Annotated in this window: 14 protein-coding genes and 1 pseudogene; 9 read left to right on the plus strand and 6 right to left on the minus strand. The window is 44.1% G+C overall.

All coding sequences use genetic code 11. The features are described 5' to 3' along the window. Positions 1-67: 67 nt before the first annotated feature. Positions 68-974 (minus strand): annotated as a pseudogene (locus tag IPZ60_RS03345) (LysR substrate-binding domain-containing protein). A 173-nt stretch (positions 975-1,147) separates the two neighbouring features. On the opposite strand from IPZ60_RS03345, the gene IPZ60_RS03350 reads away from it, so the two are divergent. Together IPZ60_RS03350 and IPZ60_RS14345 are read left to right on the plus strand one after the other, a co-directional pair. Next, entirely contained in the window at positions 1,148-1,921 is a 774-nt protein-coding gene (locus tag IPZ60_RS03350) for an SDR family NAD(P)-dependent oxidoreductase (protein WP_194196815.1), read from the plus strand. A 120-nt stretch (positions 1,922-2,041) separates the two neighbouring features. Beyond that, a complete protein-coding gene (locus IPZ60_RS14345) occupies positions 2,042-2,239 on the plus strand; it encodes a cupin domain-containing protein (protein WP_227669210.1) in 198 nt (65 codons plus the stop codon). Between the two features lie 216 nt (positions 2,240-2,455). On the opposite strand, the gene IPZ60_RS03360 is transcribed toward IPZ60_RS14345, so the two are convergent. The 5 genes from IPZ60_RS03360 to arcD all read right to left on the minus strand — a co-directional run bounded on the left by IPZ60_RS03360 (position 2,456) and on the right by arcD (position 9,075). Further along, positions 2,456-3,277 carry an alpha/beta fold hydrolase gene (locus IPZ60_RS03360; RefSeq protein ID WP_194196456.1) on the minus strand — a complete coding sequence of 274 codons (822 nt, stop codon included), beginning with the start codon at positions 3,275-3,277 and terminating at the stop codon, positions 2,456-2,458. A gap of 670 nt (positions 3,278-3,947) precedes the next feature. After that, positions 3,948-4,901, minus strand: coding sequence for a carbamate kinase (gene arcC / locus IPZ60_RS03365; RefSeq protein WP_194196457.1), 954 nt, complete (start codon positions 4,899-4,901; stop codon positions 3,948-3,950). Positions 4,902-5,150: 249 nt separating this feature from the next. Further along, complete coding sequence (locus tag IPZ60_RS03370; RefSeq protein WP_194196458.1) at positions 5,151-6,161, minus strand: ornithine carbamoyltransferase; 1,011 nt, start codon at positions 6,159-6,161, stop codon at positions 5,151-5,153. Positions 6,162-6,250: 89 nt separating this feature from the next. Then, positions 6,251-7,495, minus strand: coding sequence for an arginine deiminase (arcA, locus tag IPZ60_RS03375; protein WP_194196459.1), 1,245 nt, complete (start codon positions 7,493-7,495; stop codon positions 6,251-6,253). 143 nt (positions 7,496-7,638) lie between these two features. After that, the gene (gene arcD, locus IPZ60_RS03380; protein WP_194196460.1) at positions 7,639-9,075 is read right to left on the minus strand and encodes an arginine-ornithine antiporter; all 1,437 of its coding nucleotides are present in this window, start codon (positions 9,073-9,075) and stop codon (positions 7,639-7,641) included. A gap of 684 nt (positions 9,076-9,759) precedes the next feature. Between arcD and IPZ60_RS03385 the strand changes: the two genes are divergently transcribed. From IPZ60_RS03385 to IPZ60_RS03415, 7 genes are all read left to right on the plus strand, one after another. Further along, on the plus strand, positions 9,760-10,833 hold the full coding sequence (locus IPZ60_RS03385; RefSeq protein WP_194196461.1) for an HlyD family secretion protein: 1,074 nt from the start codon (positions 9,760-9,762) through the stop codon (positions 10,831-10,833). 114 nt (positions 10,834-10,947) lie between these two features. After that, the gene (rbbA, locus tag IPZ60_RS03390) at positions 10,948-13,719 is read left to right on the plus strand and encodes a ribosome-associated ATPase/putative transporter RbbA (RefSeq protein ID WP_194196462.1); all 2,772 of its coding nucleotides are present in this window, start codon (positions 10,948-10,950) and stop codon (positions 13,717-13,719) included. Continuing rightward, positions 13,720-14,838 carry an ABC transporter permease gene (locus IPZ60_RS03395; protein ID WP_194196463.1) on the plus strand — a complete coding sequence of 373 codons (1,119 nt, stop codon included), beginning with the start codon at positions 13,720-13,722 and terminating at the stop codon, positions 14,836-14,838. A 158-nt stretch (positions 14,839-14,996) separates the two neighbouring features. Then, the gene (locus IPZ60_RS03400; protein ID WP_194196464.1) at positions 14,997-16,466 is read left to right on the plus strand and encodes an efflux transporter outer membrane subunit; all 1,470 of its coding nucleotides are present in this window, start codon (positions 14,997-14,999) and stop codon (positions 16,464-16,466) included. 252 nt (positions 16,467-16,718) lie between these two features. Next, positions 16,719-16,871 (plus strand): DUF305 domain-containing protein, encoded by a 153-nt coding sequence (locus tag IPZ60_RS03405; protein WP_265087432.1) that lies wholly within the window; start codon positions 16,719-16,721, stop codon positions 16,869-16,871. Between the two features lie 129 nt (positions 16,872-17,000). Further along, positions 17,001-17,180, plus strand: coding sequence for a hypothetical protein (locus IPZ60_RS03410; RefSeq protein ID WP_194196465.1), 180 nt, complete (start codon positions 17,001-17,003; stop codon positions 17,178-17,180). Positions 17,181-17,295: 115 nt separating this feature from the next. Next, positions 17,296-19,926 carry a copper-translocating P-type ATPase gene (locus tag IPZ60_RS03415; RefSeq protein ID WP_194196466.1) on the plus strand — a complete coding sequence of 877 codons (2,631 nt, stop codon included), beginning with the start codon at positions 17,296-17,298 and terminating at the stop codon, positions 19,924-19,926. Positions 19,927-19,940: the final 14 nt, after the last annotated feature.

The following is a 19,940-nucleotide window of genomic DNA, read 5'->3' on the forward strand; positions in this document are numbered from 1 at the left end:
TAACCACAGAGGTCATCTTTTACTCTGATAAATATCTTCTTTATTGGAGCGTATTTTTATAAAAACACTACTCACTTTTAAAAGCTTGATTCTCTACCTCTTTGAAAAGCCAGTTTTTAAATGCTTGTATTCTTGGCAGCGCCGCGCATTCGGGGCGGTAAATAACATAATACGCCAAAGGCGATTCAAAATAAATATCAGGAAACAACCTCACTAACCGCCCAGCGGCCAGGTCATCTTTAGCCATTACACTGCGCGCTAATGCTACTCCGTGGCCGTCAATTGCTAATTGCAGTACGGCAGCAGAGTTATTTATTTGAATGCTTTTAGTAATCAGAGGGCCTGTAACACCGGCTTTTTTTAACCATGACGACCATGGCGGAAAACTGGTATGGGCATCCATTGATTGATCGTGTATCAGTCGTGGTGAAGCGGGTTGGATCTTCTAGAATTGTAGGTGAGCATACTGGGTATACTTCTTCATCCATTAGTTTTTCTGCGCCCAGGCCTTGCCAATTACCTACGCCGAAGCGTATGCCTATATCTATACGCTGAGAAGCAAAATCAACCGGTTTTAAATTTGTATTTAAATTTACATTGGTTTGCGTACAAATAGCTTGAAAGTGATGAAGCCTAGGCAATAACCACTTAGCGGCAAAGGCAGGGCTTACTGCAACCGTTAATACGCCGCTTATGGCATTGTCTTTTAAAATATCTAGCCCTTGGGCTAATTTATCAAATCCTTCCTGTATTAATGGCAGGGCACTTTGCGCAGTTTCGGTAGTTATAAGCCGTGTTTTACCAGAGCTCATTCTGTGAAACAGCGGCGTATCGAGCCACTCTTCTAATGTCTTTACCAGTTGCCCAACCGCTGCGGGGGTTACGTTTAACTCATCAGCAGCCGCTGAAAAACTCTGATGTCGTGCGCTGGCTTCAAAAGCTTTTAATGCATTGAGATGTATAGGTGATTTCATACAGTAAATTTTTTCTTTATTGACGGCTCAGATTATCTCGTTTGTTAAACAAAGTAAATAAGTTAAAAATACCTCCTAAGCCAAACAACTCGTCAATTGCTTGAAAGGCAATTTGATATTTTGTTTTATTGATACAACTAATGCAGCGCGAATGGGCGCTTGGAGAAATAATGATGACTAAGCAATTTTCAGGTAAAAAATTACTCGTTATTGGTGGCACTAGCGGAATGGGATTTGAAACGGCTCGTTTGATCTTAGAGCAAGGCGGACAAGCCGTTATCGTCGGCCACCGTAAAGAAAAAGCACAAGCGGCAAAAGAGCAACTATCAGCTTTAGGTATTGTAGAGGTTTTAACAGCCGATTTAACGAGCGATGAAAGCGTACAAAACTTAATTAACACTATTTCGCAAGATCACGCAGACGTAGATTTACTAGTTAATGCTGCTGGTGTTTTTGCCCCTAAACCATTTTTAGAGCACGAAGCAACTGATTACGATAAGTACATGCAAATTAACCGCGCATTATTTTTTATTACTCAAAAGGTAGCCGCTAATTTAATATCAGAAAAACGCTCTGGCGCCATTGTAAATATAGGGTCTATGTGGGGCAAGCAAGCCATTGCTGCTACACCATCTTCAGCGTATTCAATGGCAAAGGCGGGCTTACATGCGCTAACTCAGCATTTAGCAATGGAATTAGCGGCCCATAATATTCGTGTTAATGCAGTATCGCCAGCAGTTGTACAAACGCCAATTTATGAAGGGTTTATCCCGAAAGCAGAAGTAAACGATGCTCTGCAAGGCTTTAATAGTCTTCACCCAATTGGCCGTATAGATACGTCACAAGATGTGGCAAACACTATTGCATTTTTATTAAGTGACAAAGCGGCTTGGGTAACGGGTGCTGTGTGGGATGTTGATGGTGGCGTAATGGCAGGACGCAACTAATAGCAATGGAACAGAATGTTTTTTAATGATACTCACGCACAATTAAAAAGCGCTTAATGAGCGAAAATTTATAGAGCAATAATATACTGTTATTGCTCTTACTTCATTTAGGTTGGATAAATGCGAGTCAACTCATCAGATTTTTTACAGCAAGCCTCTCTGCTATCAATTAAATATAGTTGGCAAACAACATCTCAAGTTGGGGTCAAGCGAGTAATGCTATACAGAATAGGCGGTGAAAAAGCCAGCGCAACGAGCATGGTACGCTACGCGCCAAAGTCCACTTTTCCATGCCATGCTCATCCTGTAGTGGCCTAATAAATTAGGACGGCTGCTAAGAGGTTTATATTACCTCAAAGTAGGAAAATAGTATGACGAATAAACGCAACTAATATACCCGAGAGTTCAAAAGGCTTTAAATTATCAATCGCCAAAAGAGGTGTGGTTTGATTATTATCGTCAGGCTGCGTAACTAAAACCTTCCAAATTTAATTATATAGATTTGACGGCAGGGGTCACCATGCCACTCGTACTTTAGCTTAGAAACTGGTTGATATGCTCACCAATTTCATCAGGCTTCTCATCAATCAACCAATGAGCGACATCTTTGATCCAGACAAGCTCTGCGTTTGGAATCGCTTCTGCTAGCTTTGGTGCATATTCCGGTTTCTGGAAAGGGTCTTTATCACCCCACATGATAAATGTCTGATGCGGAAGGTTGCTAAGTTCGTCAGTAATGGCCTGAGTATATTCTTTGTTCAACCGTCTGAGATTGCGAAAAAAGGCATGCTTGCCATCTTCAGTTGACCAAGGTTCAAGATACATCTCAATAAGCTCATCAGTCATGACACTCTTATCATATACACCTTTTGGCAGGAAGCCTCGCATCATGCTTAAAAAGTCTTCTAAACTCATCTCCGACTCAGCACCAGGTTCCTGTAACGGCTCAAAATCTGGGATAGGCCATGAATCGAAGCAGATGCTATCTATCAAAACGAGCTTTCGAACTTTCTCTGGATAATTGACAGCTATCAACTGAGCAACACCTCCACCAATATCATGCCCAACAATATCTGCTTGCCGTGCGCCTAGAACATCCATGAGTTTTACAATCATGTTGCTTTGCGCATTAATGGACACATCTGCGCTTTTTGGTTTTGCAGATTTCCCATAATTGAGAAGGTCGGGAGCGATGACTCGATGTGTTTTTGCAAGTTGTGGAATAATATTTCGCCACATGAGGCTATTGGTTGGAATCCCGTGCAGCAGGATTATTGGACTACCTGAACCCTGTTCCAAAAATGCAATCTTATGCCCGTCAATGTAGGTATGGTTTTCTGTTATTTGAGTGCTCATAGCATTCTCCTAAAGATGAATGTTAATAGTCGTGAAATCACTCTATGGCAAAGGGAGACAGTTTTTTCAGTTGAGGTAAACCAAAAAGGTAATAGCTGAATCCAACATTACCATAGTGATATGTGGTGAAGTAATTCTTCAGGAGGTATATGCTCTCAGTGATCAACAGAAACACGGCTATCAAAAATAGCACTAACTGTGTACGGATTTTTATCTATAAGAAGCTTATTCTAATCCTACTATTGCATCTTCGCGCTTAGTCAAAAGCCTAATGCAATGGCTTCATTGAAATAACGCGACTGTATCAAAGACTGTCGTACTGAAAGTTGTACTGAAGTGAGATAAACCAACCTGATGAAAGTGATATTAATCATACATCAATAACAAAAGTATTATGGCATCGGCCGTTATAGGTTTGTACCTCAACCGTTAGTAGTTTGTTGGAAGGTGTAAGAGATTTATAGTGTTAAGGCCTGGCTTAGATTTAGAAAACCACCTTCAGTCCCAGCAACGGTAATAGATATCGAAATTAAAAACATTGATATTGAGAAGAGAAAATTAGCAGATACCGTCAAATTTGAGCAAACCAATATCAGACTGCTGAGCCGATTATTTCAGGAACGACTCAAAAAATATTTTATATCTTAAAACGACAGATTAAATCGAGGAGTTATGCTGTGTTTTTCGGAGATACAGCGGCATATGTGAGGCCTTCGTACTCCGTTGAGACACGAGTACCGCCACCTCCATCAAGTGTCTGACCAATATTGGTCAGTGAGCCGATGATGGCGGTGTTTCCAGTCGCACGCGCAAACTCGCAAGCCGCTGCAACTTTTGGTCCCATAGAGCCTGCAGGAAGATCAAGCTCACTTAAAGCATCTGGATGCGCCTGTAATATGCCTCGTTGTTCGTCAGTCCCAAAGTCTGTATAAACATACGCCACATCCGTGGCAATCACCAATAACTCACATTCAAGGCTACGGGCAAGTAACGATGCGCACAAATCTTTATCGATTACTGCCTCGACCCCTTGCAAACAGCCATCTTCATCAAATGCCGTTGGGATACCACCTCCGCCTGCACAGATCACAATCGCGCCTTTTTCAAGGAGCCACTGTATGGGTTTTAGCTCAAATATTTTTTTGGGCTTAGGGCTTGCAACCACTCGCCTAAAGTATTGACCATCGGCTTTAACAACCCAGCCTTTTTGCGCACTTAGCTTTTCTGCTTGCTCTTTTGAGTATACAGGGCCAATAGGCTTGGTTGGATTGTTAAAAGCAGGGTCTTTACGGTCGACTTCTACTTGAGTGAGTAGGGTGGCAATGGATGAGTCTCTCGGCAGGACATTCCCAAGCTCTTGCTCGATGATGTAGCCAATCATACCTTCCGTTTCTGCGCCCAAAACGTCTAATGGATAAGTATCGACTTCAGTGTAAGCTGCGCCTTGCAACGCAAGCAAACCGACTTGGGGGCCATTACCGTGAGCAATGACTAACTCGTTACCCTCCGTGATCTTACTGATCTGCTCAACGGCCGTCTTGATGTTTTGGCGTTGGTTTTGAGCAGATAACGGCTCTCCACGTTTTAATAAAGCATTACCACCTAAGGCAATTAGTAACCTCATGATATTTCCCTACGCATTATCTTCAGTTAATGTCATATCAGGGCGTGTCTTCATTTCAAAAATAGTGATAAAAATGAGATAAATGGCAGTCAAACAAGAAAAATAGCGCAGATAATATCGAGATATTAGTCAGCTATTTGACGCCGTTTGGCAAGATTTAGCCACTTTTAACCTATTTAGATGACTATCGATTGAATTGAGGGCACGCCCCAGTAGCCCACGCTGCAAATGTCATACATTCGGTATATGTTAGATATTACCAAGCGCAGAGACCAGAACGGCTTTAATCGTATGCATACGGTTTTCGGCTTGCTCAAATGCGATGTTGTAAGAGGATTCAAATACCTCTTCGGTCACTTCGATACCGTCTGCGAGCTGTGGGTATTTTTCAGTGATTTTTTTACCAACTTCAGTATCTGAGTTATGAAAAGCGGGCAAACAATGCATAAACTTCACTCTTGGATTGCCAGTGGCTTTTATCAGATCCATATTGACTTGATAAGCCATTAGCGCATCGATTCGCTCCGCCCAGCTCTCAATAGGCTCACCCATCGATACCCATACGTCGGTATGAACGAAATCAACGTCTTTTGCCGCCGTTTTTACATCTTCGGTGATGGTAAGACGCGCACCTGATTCTTTGGCAAAGTCTGCACAAGTGGCTAGAAAGTCTGCTTCAGGCCACAAATCTTTAGGGGCACAAAGGCGTACGTCCATACCCATCTTAGCGCCCATTAAATATAATGAGCGGCCCATGTTATTACGTGCGTCACCAAAATAAGCATATTTAATCTGATGGATTGATTTGTCAGTATGCTCACGCATGGTCATTACATCTGCTAGCATTTGTGTGGGATGAAACTCATTCGTTAGGCCATTAAAGACAGGAATATCCGCATATTCTGCTAACTCATTGACAATCTCTTGAGCGAACCCGCGATACTCGATGGCATCATACATACGGCTCAACACACGAGCGGTGTCTTTCATGCTCTCTTTGTAGCCGATCTGTGATGAGTTTGGGCCAATAAACGTCACATTGGCACCTTGGTCATATGCCGCTACTTCAAAAGCACAACGAGTGCGGGTTGAGGTTTTCTCAAAGATCAGAGCAATGTTTTTGCCCAAAAGGTGTTTTTGTTCTGTACCTGAGTATTTTGCTCTTTTTAAGTCACGAGCCATATCCAAAAGATACGTAAGCTCGCGTTCACTATGATGCATAAGACTCAGTAGATCACGGTTGTGAAGATTGAAACTCATGATGGTTCCTTAATTTTTAGTATGTGTTTATTTTGGATGGACTATTACTGTATTTGGCACCGCTATGAGCAGGTAGGATTCAACATGCTCTAATCCGTTGGATCGCGAATGATAGGGCAAGTCATGCAGTGACCACCACCACGTCCACGGCCCAGCTCGGAGCTTGGAATCGTAATCACTTCAATGCCTTGTTTGCGCAGTAAAGTGTTGGTATAAGTGTTGCGGTCATAAGAGATAACAACCCCTGGCTCAAGGGCAAGAACATTGTTACCATCATCCCATTGCTCACGCTCAACTTCGTAGCTATTGCCGCCTGTTTCGACCACTCTTAATTTGTCGACCCTTGCGGCTTCTTCTATTACTTTCAAAAAATGTCTGTCATCTTCGCGCACATCTATACCGTGTGGCTTGCTTTCGTCAGGACGAATATGAAAAGTCGTAATATGATCTGTCACTGCCGGAAACACGTTGACCAAATCAATGTCGCAAAACGTAAATACGGTGTCCAAATGCATCGCAGAACGTTGCTTAGGTAAGGCCGCTACGATGACATGGTCAACCGAACCATCAATGAACAAAGTCTTGGCCAGTCTGGTAATCGCTTGTTGTGACGTTCGCTCACCCATACCAATCAGCACGGTTTTGTTGCCGATAGGCATGACATCACCACCTTCTAAACTACAGCCACTGAGATCTTCTTCAGTGTCATCCATCCAAATTTTGAAATCAGCGCCTTTAAAGTCTGGATGAAATTTATAAATAGCAGAAATAAGGAGCGTTTCTTGCTGGCGAGCGGGCCAATACATCGGGTTGAGCGTCACACCGCCATATATCCAGTTTGAGGAATCGCGAGGAAACTGAGTATTGGGCAGTGGTGGCAATACAAACTCAGTCGTACCTGACAGTGCGGATAATTTTTTGAGTGACGCCCCAATATCATTCGGTAACTCTTCAGTGGTGACACCGCCAATTAAAAATGAGGACAGTTTCTTGTGCTCAAGTTTGGTCAACCAATCTCTCACTTCGCCAGCTAATAAAGTACCGACATGATTATCAGTGATTTTATGATCCATAATCCACTGCATGGCATCACTATTATCAAGGGTTTGTGCCAGCAGCTGATGCATCTCAACCACCTCAATATCGCGATCTCGCATCTTTGTGACCATATCATAATGATCACTTTTGGCCTTGCTCACCCACATGACATCATCAAACAATAAATCATCACAGTTTTGCGGTGTCAGTCTTTGATGGGCAAGACCTGGAGAACACACCATAACTTTGTGTAATTTACCGACTTCTGAATGAACACCTAAAGATTTGTCAGACATTTTTGTATCCTTATGCGGTTTGGGTGCAAGTATCTCACCACTGTTTAGAGGACGAACAATCTAAAAAAGCAACTGATGTGACAATTACGACGAACGGATTTTCTGGTGATTACAACGGTAAGGCATTTTATTTAATAGGGTCACTACAAGCTTAACGTACCGCTGTAGAGGCCATAGGCTGCATAGATGGCACTGACAGTAATGACTACCAGCACCACTTTTTCGGCTGTATTGAACAGCTGATGCTTGTGCTCTCTGCGTGCTTTTATATAGAGAACCACACCAGGAAGATACAACAAAGCGGATAGTAAAAAGTACTGAATACCAGCGGCATACAACAGCCAAATACTATAAAACAGCGCGGTTATCCCAATAATAATATCTTTTGTGGCACTCTCGGATGGTTTGTAGCCCTCTTTGCGATAGGCCACCAAAAACCCATAGGCAGCAGAAAAGAAATAGGGAATCAAAATCATGGAAGTGGACAGATAAAAAATATTGTTATACGTGCTTTTACTAAAGTAGGTGATGACTAAGAATAACTGTGTCGCTGCAGAAGACACCAATAGTGCATTTACTGGTACATCAACTGCATTTGTCTTATAAAAGAACCTCGGCATGGTTTCGTCTTTGGCGGCAACGAATAAAACTTCGGCACAGAATAGCGTCCAAGCCAATAAACCACCGAGCAGCGAGACGACCAAACCTACTGAGATAAAGGTCGCGCCCCACGGGCCAACGGCATACTCTAGCAAATAAGCCATCGACGGGTTTTTCATCGCTGCAAGCTCAGGGAGGGATCTAACACCCATCGCTAAAAAGTTAACCAGCATTAATAGCACTAACGTAAAAATGAACCCCAATACGGTGGCTTTACCAATATCGGAGCGTTTTTTGGCGCGTGCAGAATACACACTGGCCCCTTCAATACCAATAAATACCCATACCGTCACCATCATCATGTTTGTAACTTGATCAGGGACTGACCCTAGATCCGTCTCTCTGCCCCAAAAGTCGCTATTAAACAGATCCATATTAAAGACTGTAAAAATAATGACAATAAAGGTGAACAGCGGTATCACTTTGGCGATGGTGATCAACGTATTGACTGAGGTAGCCGTCTGGATACCTTTGGTAATCATGAAGTTGTATGCCCACAATAATACAGAGGCGCCTACTAATGCCGTTAGGGTATTGCCATCTCCAAACACATTAAAAAAATAACCCAGCGTACTAAATATCAGCACGTAGTAACTGACGTTACCCAACCAAGCAGAGAGCCAGTAGCCCCATGCAGAGTTGAAACCCATATAATTACCAAAGCCTGCCTGCGCGTAGGCATAGACCCCACTGTCAAGTTCAGGCTTGCGATGTGCTAAATTTTGGAACACGAAGGCAAGCATCAGCATACCGATGCCAGTGATGATCCAACCAATCAAGGACGCACCAGGGCTTGCGGTTTCAGCGATGTTTTGTGGTAATGAGAATATACCGCCGCCTATCATAGAGCCTACGACAAGGGCAATGAGTGCAGTAAAGTTTAGATTTTTCTCGGATGGATTATGCGTTGTTTCAGACATGGTGACGACCTTTTACTCTCTGATTGAGAAATATATGAAAGCAACAAAATAGATATGGCCTTGAAGAATACTTAAAAACATTGTTTAATATATGAAAACCCCATAATATTAGCATGGATTATTGTATATTTGCTAGATGAATGATTTTTGCTTGTAATTTCTATGTGTCTATATCAACCAAACAGCCGTGATATTTGACGGCAAAGGTATTTTTCACGGCAGTATTTTTTGTAAAAGCTATAACCGAGATAGGCTAAAGCTCATAAGGTTAAATTTTGTGGAACGTATGATGATTGAGAATAGATTCAGTTTCTGATGGTTTATTGAGGTGGTATCGAGTACCATAACCACAATAAAATTATGGATTTATTGGTATTTCTGACTAGGTCGTGTCCTAATCGGCCCAATATCCGATGAATCAACTGTATTGCCGAACACCTTATATACATCACTCAGCATCCTGCATTAGCGTAAAAAGTGTCTTGTGCTCACAACGCGCTAATATTGCCCGTCATGGTGATTGACACGAGGTGTGCTTGAGCTGATTTCCTACACTCAATACGCCCTATACTAAAAAATCATTAAAATTTTTAAATTGAGGATATGCCCGAATACGGTGAAAAAACGTATGGGTTGGTTATTTTTTGTTTTATTTCCGCATATAAATAAGATATAGGAACCGTTATGAAAAAAGCATGGGTTTTGATTCTATTGCTTGTCGTGGCCGCCGCTGCTGGTTGGTATTACTGGCAACAGCAGCAGCTTGCACAAGCCCTACCGCTAGGAATAGTCAGCTCAAATGGTAGATTGGAGCTTGAGCGGTTTGATATTGCTAGCCTTTATCCAGGCAGAGTTGAGCAAATGCTGGTGGCGGAAGGAGAGGATGTCGATGTCGATCAGCTGCTTGTGAAACTGTCTTCCTCACAAAGCGAAAGTCAGTTAGTGGCGGCACAGGCAACCGAGCAGCGCGCACATGAAATGGTGTCGCAGGCACGGGCAGGTCGTAAGCAAGGAGAGCAGGCAATGGCACGTGCCAACGCCCAAATCGATGCGCAGATTGAACAGCAAAAAATAGCCAAAATGGAGTTGGATAATGCTCGCAAGATGCGCCGCGAAGATTTGGTGTCAGATTCAGAGGTGACCAAACGCCAAGCGGCATACAATGGCGCGGTTGCGGTCGTGCAGGCGGCGAGAGCAGCGTACGCAGAAGCGCAGGCAGCTGTTCAACAAATCGATGCTCAAGTAGCGGAAGCAAATGCTGGCGTCAATCAGGCCAAAGCTCAAGAAAAATCTGCCGCATCGATGAATGACGATATGTTGATACGCAGTCCTAAAGCGGGCCGTGTGGAATACCGAATTGCTGAGGTTGGTAGTGTGATTGCAGCAGGCAGCAAAATGGTCAGCCTGCTAGACACAGAAGATGTGTCTATGACTCTTTTTTTACCTAATGGGCAGATGAGTGGCTTACAAGTCGGCAATGACGCGAGAGTCGTGCTAGATGGTCTGGATAGTGTGTGGCCCGCAAAAGTCTCGTTTATTGCGTCACAAGCACAATTTACGCCCAAGTCAGTGGAAACGCAGAACGAGCGCGAAAAGCTCATGTTTAAAGTGCGTATCAAGTTACCTGTGGCAATAGCCAAAGAATACAAAGGCCTACTCAAGGGCGGAATGACAGGTAATGGTTATGTGCGTAGCAATACCGACGTAGCATGGCCGAGCAATCTTGCTATAAACCTTCCCAAAAAAAGCCAATCCTAGTTTCTCACGTTCGAGTATGACAGCGGAAAATGAGGTCATAAATTATTCAGAGGGTTTTACAACCGAAGAGTTATCTTTATGAATAAATTAACGATACAAACTGTGAGATAACGTATGGATAGCCAACATACCGCCGTTGAAATTAACACTGTTTCGCATACATATGGCAAGACAGTTGCTCTTGATAATATTTCCCTAAATATTTTACAAGGGAGCACCGTTGGGCTAATTGGTCCTGATGGTGTTGGAAAATCAACGTTGTTGTCTCTTATTGCAGGGGTCAAGGTCATTCAAAATGGCTCTGTGCAAGTATTCGGTATGGATATGGCAGAAAAATCTGCACGTGAGGCGCTGTCAAAACGTATCGCCTTTATGCCACAAGGCTTAGGACATAATCTTTATCCAACCCTATCGGTATATGAGAACGTGGAGTTTCATGCGCGACTGTTTGGATTGAATGCGCATGAGCGCCATGTACGAATAGCCCGTTTACTTGAGGCAACTGGGCTAGCACCATTTCCTGATCGTGCGGCTGGCAAGCTTTCGGGCGGAATGAAGCAAAAACTGAGCTTATGCTGTGCGTTGGTGCACAATCCTGACTTACTGATTCTTGATGAGCCAACCACAGGGGTAGACCCCTTATCACGCCGTCAGTTCTGGTCATTAGTGGCCTCGTTACAAGCTGAACGTGAAGAGATGACGGTCATCGTTTCGACAGCCTATATTGACGAAGCCAAAAATTTTGAATACCTGCTAGCGATGGATGATGGCAAGCTCTTAGCCAATCAGCGGACGCAAACCGTCATGACAGAGCTGAATGTCACATCACTTGAAGAAGCGTACATCAAGCTATTACCACCAGAGAAACAAACGAATGCAGGCGCGTTGGTTATCACGCCATTTGTCCCTGATCCTGATGCGCCGCCCGCTATTGAGGCAAAAAACCTAACCAAACGTTTTGGAGATTTTACGGCGGTTGATAATGTCAGCTTTTGTATTGAAAAAGGTGAGATTTTTGGTTTTTTAGGCTCTAATGGTTGTGGCAAATCGACCACGATGAAGATGCTGACTGGATTGATTGATAAAACAGAAGGCTCAGCCAAACTGCTGGGTCAATCTATCGATGCAAGTGACATAGCGACAAAAATGCGCGTCGGTTATATGTCGCAGTCTTTTTCGCTTTATGAAGAATTGAGCGTACGTCAAAACTTAGAGCTGCATGCAACCCTTTATCAAATAGAAGGAGAGCGTGGACAGCAAGCTGTAAAGGACGCATTAGATAAATTTGACCTCAGTGCTGTAGCGGATACAGCGCCAGCCTCATTGTCACTAGGTATCCGCCAACGATTACAGCTGGCAGCGGCTTGTCTGCATCATCCTGAAGTATTGATTCTGGATGAGCCAACCTCAGGTGTCGATCCTGGTGCTCGTGATATGTTTTGGCGACAGTTATTGACGCTTTCACGGGAAGATAAAATCACGATATTTATCTCTACTCATTTTATGAATGAGGCCAGCCGATGCGATCGTATCTCTTTTATGCATCGTGGTCGCGTACTGGTCGTTGGTACACCGACAGAGCTGACACGTAATAAACAAGCAGAGGATCTCGAAGAAGCCTTTGTAGAGTATCTGCTGGAAGATGAAAAAAATGACAATGAACCCACCAGCCAAAACGACACGACTGAAAACACACCAGTAGAATCAGCGACCATAGCGTCTGAAGCTGATAGTCAAACCAACGAAACCGACACGCTTAAGTATTGGTTTACCACTGTTTGGACATTTGCCACTCGCGAATTTAAAGAGCTATTACGCGATAAAATCAGGCTGTTTTTTGCTATCGTTGGACCCATTATTTTGATGGTCATGACTGGTTGGAGTATCTCTTTTGATGTGCACGATTTACCTTATACGATACTCGATCAAGATCACTCTGTACAAAGTCGACAGTTGACGGAGTACTTTTCTGGCTCAGAATATTTTACATCTACGTCACCCGTACACTCTATAAAAGCAGCCGAATACGCGCTTAGAAGCTCTGAGACGCAATTGGTCATTGATATTCCAGTGGATTATGGACGTGATTTACTGGCCAATAGACAACCAGAAGCGAGCTTTTATATTGATGGGACAGTGCCATTCAATGCGGCAAATATTGAGGGCTATGTAGGAGGGATTATGACGATATATATCACAGACCTTCTGCAAGATACTGGCTTGCCTATCGATTTAGACCCTGCCGCTGAAATGGTTCCGCGCTTTATGTATAACCAAGACTTTAAAAGCGTGAATGCGGTCATCCCCAGTGTGCTAATGATGATACTCATGTTGATTCCAGCAATGATGACCACGCTGGGAGTGGTGCGTGAGCGCGAAATTGGCTCAATATCAAACCTTTACACGTCACCAGCCAGTGTGCCTCAATATTTGCTCGGGAAGCAGCTGCCTTATGTCGCTCTGGGACTGATCAATTATCTCATACTTGTGCTCATGGCCATATTTTGGTTTAAAGTGCCTATAAAAGGCTCTTTCTGGGCAATGTCTTTTGGCGCATTGCTGTTGGTCTATGTGTCAACAGGATTGGGGCTTTTAGTGTCTAGTTTGGTTCGCACACAGGTGGCAGCGCTGTTTGTTACCGCTATCGTTACTCTGATACCCACCATTAACTACTCTGGGTTGTTGTACCCGCTATCTAGTATGGACGGCTTCGCTTATGCCATTGGTGTCGGCTTTCCCGCATCTTGGTATCAGCGTATCAGTATTGGCGGCTTTACCAAAGGGCTGGGTTGGTCTAGCTTTTTGACTGAGTATATGGTCTTGACAGCTTTTGCCTTGGCATTTATCACACTTGCCTCTATTTTCCTGAAAAAGCAGGAGGTATAAATGCAGACTTTTAAAAATATCTGGACGTTGACCATCAAAGAGTTGCGCAGTCTGTTTGGAGACAAGATACTGTTTCTCATGATTGGCTTCGTGTTCTCTGTCACTATCTATACTGTGGCAGAAGGCATCAATACGGATGTACGTAATGCGCCCGTAGGTATTATAGATTTAGACCGTACGGCGCTGACCAGACAAATTCAGGATGCCCTACAACAACCTTACTTTCTACTTCCTGTCGATGTGAAACGCGAAGATGTTGGTGAATTGATGGACAAAAGCAAGCTGATTTTTGTGTTGGAGTTTCCACCTGGATTTGAAAGAGATGTGCTGGCAGGACGAAAACCGCAAGTTCAGCTGCTAATTGATGCGACCACCATGACACAAGCAGGTATTGGGCAGGCTTATATTATCCAAATATTCAATCAGGAAGTGAGTGATTTTTTAAAGCAAGAAGACATACCCTTGTTAGTCAAGCCAGTACTGAACATGGTATTTAACCCAAATGGAGACAGCTACTGGTATACACCAGTTATGGAAGTGTGCAATATGATTGCGCTCTTGGCAATAGGGCTGTCTGGTGCTGCCGTTATCCGTGAACGCGAACGTGGCACCATCGAGCATCTTTTGGTGATGCCCGTTAATACAATAGAAATAGTGATTTCAAAAATACTTGCCAATGGCTTGGTGATTCTATGTGCCTCCATGTTATCGATGATTTTTGTGGTCCAATATCTGCTTGGTATTCCCATTAACGGATCACTGCTTTTATTCGGTAGCGGTGTGGTCGTGTATCTTTTCTCCATATCTTCTCTAGGCATTATGCTGTCAACCATAGCACCGAGTATGCCGCAGTTTGCCTTATTGATGTTGCCTGTCTTAGTCGTATCGTTACTCTTATCTGGCTCTATAGCACCGCGCAGCAATATGCCCGAAGCGGCACAAATGATAAGTGAATACTGGCCCACGACCCAGTTTGTCAGTTTTACACAAAATGTTTTATTCCGTAATGCTGGCTTGGACATTGTTTGGCCTGAGTTACTAGTCATGACAGGTATTGGCGTCGTGTTTCTTATTTTTGCTTTAGCACGATTCAAAGCGATGCTTGAACAGCTGGGATAATGCGCAAAACAGATTGGCTCAATTTGGCTCAATAAGAGCCAGTCATACGTATACCGATATCTTAGGATAGGTCCTATAAGACGTCCTAGGGCGTGTTTGATATTCGACCATGGCACTGAATTAAAAATAATGATAGAGAATACAAGGAGAAGAAGCGCATGTTTCCATTATCCAAAATTGTGAGTTTGGGAGCATTGGTCTTGATCTTAAGCGCCTGCCAAAGCACACAGGTTGTTCGCCAGAGTGACATTTCTATTCCGACAACATTTGACGAAAACAAAGCGGCGAAGGGCAGTCCAGAAATTAGCCACTGGTGGCGACAATGGCAAGATCCGCTATTAAGTCGCCTGATAGAGCAAGGCTTACAAGACAGCCCCGATATTCGTATCGCTGAAAGTCGTTTTGCAGAAGCATTGGCAATCAGTCGTCTTGCCACTGCTGATCTTGGGCCACAAGCTGGCGTCAATGCTTCAGCGGGCGTTATAAATGGTTCGGCTCATCTGTCTGCAAATGACAACCTCAGTAGTCTATTGGGGGCTAGTACTGCGCTGTTGGAGACGCACCAAGACATAGATAGCAGTTATGCTAAGGTGGGATTTTCTGCTGCGTGGGAGCCGGATATATTTGGTAGAAAACAAAGTGATGCTGATGCCGCCCGTTATGCGGCGTTGGGTGTACAAGAAAAAGTATATGGCGCGCAAATGCTACTGGCAGATCAAATTGCTGATCACTATTTTCAAGCCCGTGCCGCCCAGCAGCGTGAAATCATTACCGCCCGCAATGTAGAGATATTGACGCGCTTTGAGCGATATATAAAAGGGCGTTTTCAAGCGGGTCAAGTCACTATGTATGAAGTCAATAATGTCCAAAGTAAGCTCAATGCCATGCGTGCGAAAAAAAGCACAATCAATGCAGAATATGCCACACACGTACGTAGCATAGCTGTACTTATCGGGCAAGTACCGCAAGGTTTTGAGCTGCCTTCTACGACTGTAAACATTCTCAATCATCAACCGAGTGCGCCCAGTGGTCAAACGCCCCAAGGGTTGCTAGAACGTCGTCCAGATCTGCGTGCCTATGGCGCACAAGTTAATGCCTATTCTGCCAAACTGGCAAGTGCCAAAGCTGATCTACTGCCACGTTTTTCCATTCGTTTTTTAGGTCAAGGCGGGCGTATTGACGTTGACAGTGATGTGCCAGATTTGAAAGGTTGGGGCAGTATATTGAGTGTGGGTATACAGGTTCCCATTTTTACAAACGGTCGGATTAAGGCCAATATTGACAGCGCAGACGCTCGTTTGCAAACGGCGCTGCTACAGTATGATCGAAGGCTACTGCTCTCGCTTAGTGAGGTAGATAATACTTATCAAGCACATCAGGCACTAGAGCAGCAACAAAAATTGCTGAACAAGTCTTATCAGCAGTCTGCCAAGCGTGCCAGCGATGCCGAAAAACTGTTTCGTTATGGTTATCAAACGTTAGATGAAGCTCTGACAGCGCAGCTGGACTCAGAACAAATACAAGAAAACTTGATTTACTCGCAGCTTGCTCGAGCACAAATGCTACTGAACCTTTATAAGTCATTGGGAGGAGGGTGGGTAGAAAATGTCACTGCGGAGGTATCATAAATTCAGACAGCTTATGAGAGGTTATACTCACTTATTAAGGTGATAGGAGAGTAAGCCGCTCAATTTGAGGTTGATACAGTAATAGAGACTATGTTGTCGATGATAGTATTCGATATATAGAGCTTAAAGGCGAAAAATAGACTATGGTTAAGACCGTTTTCTACGGTGGTGAGGGAGGGTTGGTCACTACAAGATTTAATAGAGAAGGGGATACTGAAAAAATCTGAATCTTCGGAGATTAGTACGAGCTCTATGACGATGATACCGCATCACTCGATTGCTATTCTCACCAGTAGTCGTGCTGATATTGAAGATCCGCGTGTACAGCAGCTTGCTGACGATATTATTCAAGCGCAAAAGCGTGAAATTGATGAAATGAAGCAGTTAATTGATGAGTTGGAATAAACAGTCACAAATTCTGAGCACTCTGTATTAGGTAGCATTAAGTAAGTAGCCTATTGAAAGGTATATGTTCACACGCCAGTACTATATCATTACTTATACTAAGGAAATAACAAGTAAGGAGTACTCATCATGATTATTATGATGCACGGTATGATGAACGGGCCTATGGATAGCATCATGAATGGATCGATGATGCACGAGATGAGTTGGGGGATGATGGTTCTCTGTTTAGTATTTGCCCTACTGTTTTTGGTCATATTGATATTAATTATTATGTCGCTACTCAAACACCTGCGTAAACCAGATTGAGTCTTATTCTTAGCTAAGTTATTAAGCGTATAAAGTAAGAGTAGAGACAACGGCTATCAGCGGTTGATATGACTGAATTAGAATCTTTACTTATGCTCTTCAAGGAGTGGTTTTTATGAAACATGTGGCCAAGCAAGCGCATATCAAAAGCGGTAAATACGACAAAGTGCCAGAGGGTTACAGCGGAACCGTTTATACCTGTCCGATGCATCCAGAGGTGAGAGACGTTACAGATAGCGGCTGTCCCATATGCAAAATGTCTCTTAAACCTGAAGACACTGTTGCCGAGATGGTAGCAATGAAAGATGACCATACAAGCTGTCATAGTCCGTCAAATACCGAGGCCCATCTTACTAAAGAAAGTAAGTACGACAAAGTACCGGAAAATTATAGCGGTACCGTTTATACCTGCCCTATGCATCCCGAAGTGAGAGATGTTGAAAAAAGCGATTGCCCAATATGCGGTATGTTTCTCAAACCTGAGGGCGAGGTTACTGATTCAAATGATAATGAAGACAGTCATGCACACTGCCATGGAAAGAATACTGACCGTACTAAGGTAAACTCTATAAAAGGCGGCAAGTACGATAAGGTGCCAGCTGGTTACAGCGGAACCGTTTATACCTGTCCCATGCATCCCGAAGTCAGAGATATTGAGAATGGTGGCTGTCCCATATGTGGCATGGCACTTGAATCAGAGACTGTTACTATTGGTGAAGAGGATACCTCAGAGCTCGATGACATGACTCGGCGTTTTTGGATTTGTACTGTGCTGACCGTCCCTTTGTTTTTGTATGCAATGAGCGATATGGTAGGCATAAATCTGGACAGCTTCATTCAAGGCGGTCAGGGTGATATCGCTGGGCAGATTGCTCAGTGGATACAGTTGGCGCTTGCGGTACCAGTGGTGTTATGGGGAGCAGCACCTTTCTTCGTACGAGGTTGGCAATCCATAAAAAGTCGCAACCTAAATATGTTTACCCTAATTGCGATAGGTGTAGGTACAGCGTTTGGTTTCAGTCTGGTAGCAACCTTTATTCCGGGTATTTTCCCAGACAGTTTTAGGGATGCATCCGGTCGAGTCGGTGTTTATTATGAAGCAGCAGCAGTTGTCACGACGTTAGTACTACTAGGTCAGGTTCTAGAGCTTAAAGCCCGAAGTCAGACTTCTGGCGCAATTCGTGCTCTTCTTGAGTTGGCACCGCCGAATGCAAGGCGGGTAGATGAGCAAGGCGTTGAGACAGAAGTCTCCCTTGACGAAGTTGTCAGTGGCGATAAATTACGGGTTAAGCCAGGAGAGAAACTCCCTGTAGATGGCATTGTGCTTGAAGGCAGTAGCAGTATCGATGAGTCGATGGTAACGGGGGAACCTATTCCAGTTTCCAAAGTAAAAGGCGATACGGTTACTGGCGGCACGGTAAACGGCACGGGAACCTTACTGGTTGAAGCGGTTGACGTGGGTGATGACACGGTACTGTCCAAGATCGTCAAAATGGTTGCTGAAGCCCAGCGCAGTCGCGCACCAATACAGAAGCTGGTGGATAAGGTGGCTGGATGGTTTGTGCCAATTGTCCTTATCTGTTCTATCATAACTTTTATCGTCTGGGCTATTTTCGGACCTGCGCCTGCCATGGCCTTTGCACTGGTCAACGCTATTGCAGTGTTAATCATCGCTTGCCCTTGTGCTTTAGGACTCGCCACGCCTATGTCGATTATGGTCGGTACTGGCAAGGGTGCTCAGAATGGCGTGCTTATCAAAAACGCTGAAGCGTTAGAGAGCATGGAAAAAGTCGATACCATCGTTGTCGATAAAACGGGAACATTAACCGCAGGCAAACCAGAGCTCACTGCTATCGAAGCACTTGGTGGCTTAGATGAAAATGAACTGCTTATACTTGTCGCTGCGGTAGAGACTGCCAGCGAGCATCCTTTGGCAGAAGCTATCGTTAAAGCTGCGCAAGAAAAATCTCTTGATATTGCTAAAGCCAGTGATTTTAGCTCAACCACTGGCGAAGGCGCACAGGCACTGGTCAATGGCAAGCAAGTCGCTGTAGGCAACTCAAAATTTATGCAACGTCTTGATAGCTTTGACAGTGCGCTTTCAGAACGTGCTGATAAGCGCAGAAAAGACGGCGAAACGGTAATGTTTGTAGCAGTAAACGGCCAAGCTGCTGGTTTAATATCAGTCGCTGATCCGATCAAGCCGAGTACCAGCGAAGCGATATCTTTACTGCATCAGGCTGGACTAAAGGTGGTCATGCTAACAGGTGACAACGAAATAACCGCTAGAGCCGTTGCCAGTAAGTTAAATATTGATGAGGTACATGCTGACGTCTCTCCAGAAGACAAAAACCGTATTATCAAAGAGCTACAAAATAGCGGCAAGGTCGTGGCTATGGCGGGTGACGGTATTAACGATGCTCCCGCTCTTGCACAGGCTAACGTTGGCATTGCCATGGGCACAGGAACAGATGTGGCTATGGAAAGTGCTGGCATCACGCTAGTGAAGGGTGATCTGATGGGAATTGTCAGAGCCCATAAACTGAGTCATTCTACGATGCGAAATATCAGACAAAATCTGTTTTTTGCGTTTATCTATAATGCGCTTGGTATACCGCTTGCGGCAGGTGTTTTGTATCCATTCTTTGGGCTGTTGCTCAGTCCAATGATAGCGGCTGCTGCGATGAGTCTGTCTTCAGTATCTGTTATTGGCAACGCGCTGCGATTGCGTCGCTTGAAACTGTAATTTCGGTACGGTAA

The sequence above is a fragment of the Psychrobacter sp. NG25 genome (genome assembly GCF_015234355.1).
In the GTDB taxonomy this organism is placed as follows: domain Bacteria; phylum Pseudomonadota; class Gammaproteobacteria; order Pseudomonadales; family Moraxellaceae; genus Psychrobacter.

Bases quoted from the DNA above. Each gene is read 5' to 3' on its own strand.
- IPZ60_RS03350 (WP_194196815.1), top strand. From the start codon at position 1,148: ATGACTAAGCAATTTTCAGGTAAAAAATTACTCGTTATTGGTGGCACT.
- IPZ60_RS14345 (WP_227669210.1), top strand. From the start codon at position 2,042: ATGCGAGTCAACTCATCAGATTTTTTACAGCAAGCCTCTCTGCTATCA.
- IPZ60_RS03360 (WP_194196456.1), bottom strand. From the start codon at position 3,277: ATGAGCACTCAAATAACAGAAAACCATACCTACATTGACGGGCATAAG.
- arcC (WP_194196457.1), bottom strand. From the start codon at position 4,901: ATGAGGTTACTAATTGCCTTAGGTGGTAATGCTTTATTAAAACGTGGA.
- IPZ60_RS03370 (WP_194196458.1), bottom strand. From the start codon at position 6,161: ATGAGTTTCAATCTTCACAACCGTGATCTACTGAGTCTTATGCATCAT.
- arcA (WP_194196459.1), bottom strand. From the start codon at position 7,495: ATGTCTGACAAATCTTTAGGTGTTCATTCAGAAGTCGGTAAATTACAC.
- arcD (WP_194196460.1), bottom strand. From the start codon at position 9,075: ATGTCTGAAACAACGCATAATCCATCCGAGAAAAATCTAAACTTTACT.
- IPZ60_RS03385 (WP_194196461.1), top strand. From the start codon at position 9,760: ATGAAAAAAGCATGGGTTTTGATTCTATTGCTTGTCGTGGCCGCCGCT.
- rbbA (WP_194196462.1), top strand. From the start codon at position 10,948: ATGGATAGCCAACATACCGCCGTTGAAATTAACACTGTTTCGCATACA.
- IPZ60_RS03395 (WP_194196463.1), top strand. From the start codon at position 13,720: ATGCAGACTTTTAAAAATATCTGGACGTTGACCATCAAAGAGTTGCGC.
- IPZ60_RS03400 (WP_194196464.1), top strand. From the start codon at position 14,997: ATGTTTCCATTATCCAAAATTGTGAGTTTGGGAGCATTGGTCTTGATC.
- IPZ60_RS03405 (WP_265087432.1), top strand. From the start codon at position 16,719: ATGACGATGATACCGCATCACTCGATTGCTATTCTCACCAGTAGTCGT.
- IPZ60_RS03410 (WP_194196465.1), top strand. From the start codon at position 17,001: ATGATTATTATGATGCACGGTATGATGAACGGGCCTATGGATAGCATC.
- IPZ60_RS03415 (WP_194196466.1), top strand. From the start codon at position 17,296: ATGAAACATGTGGCCAAGCAAGCGCATATCAAAAGCGGTAAATACGAC.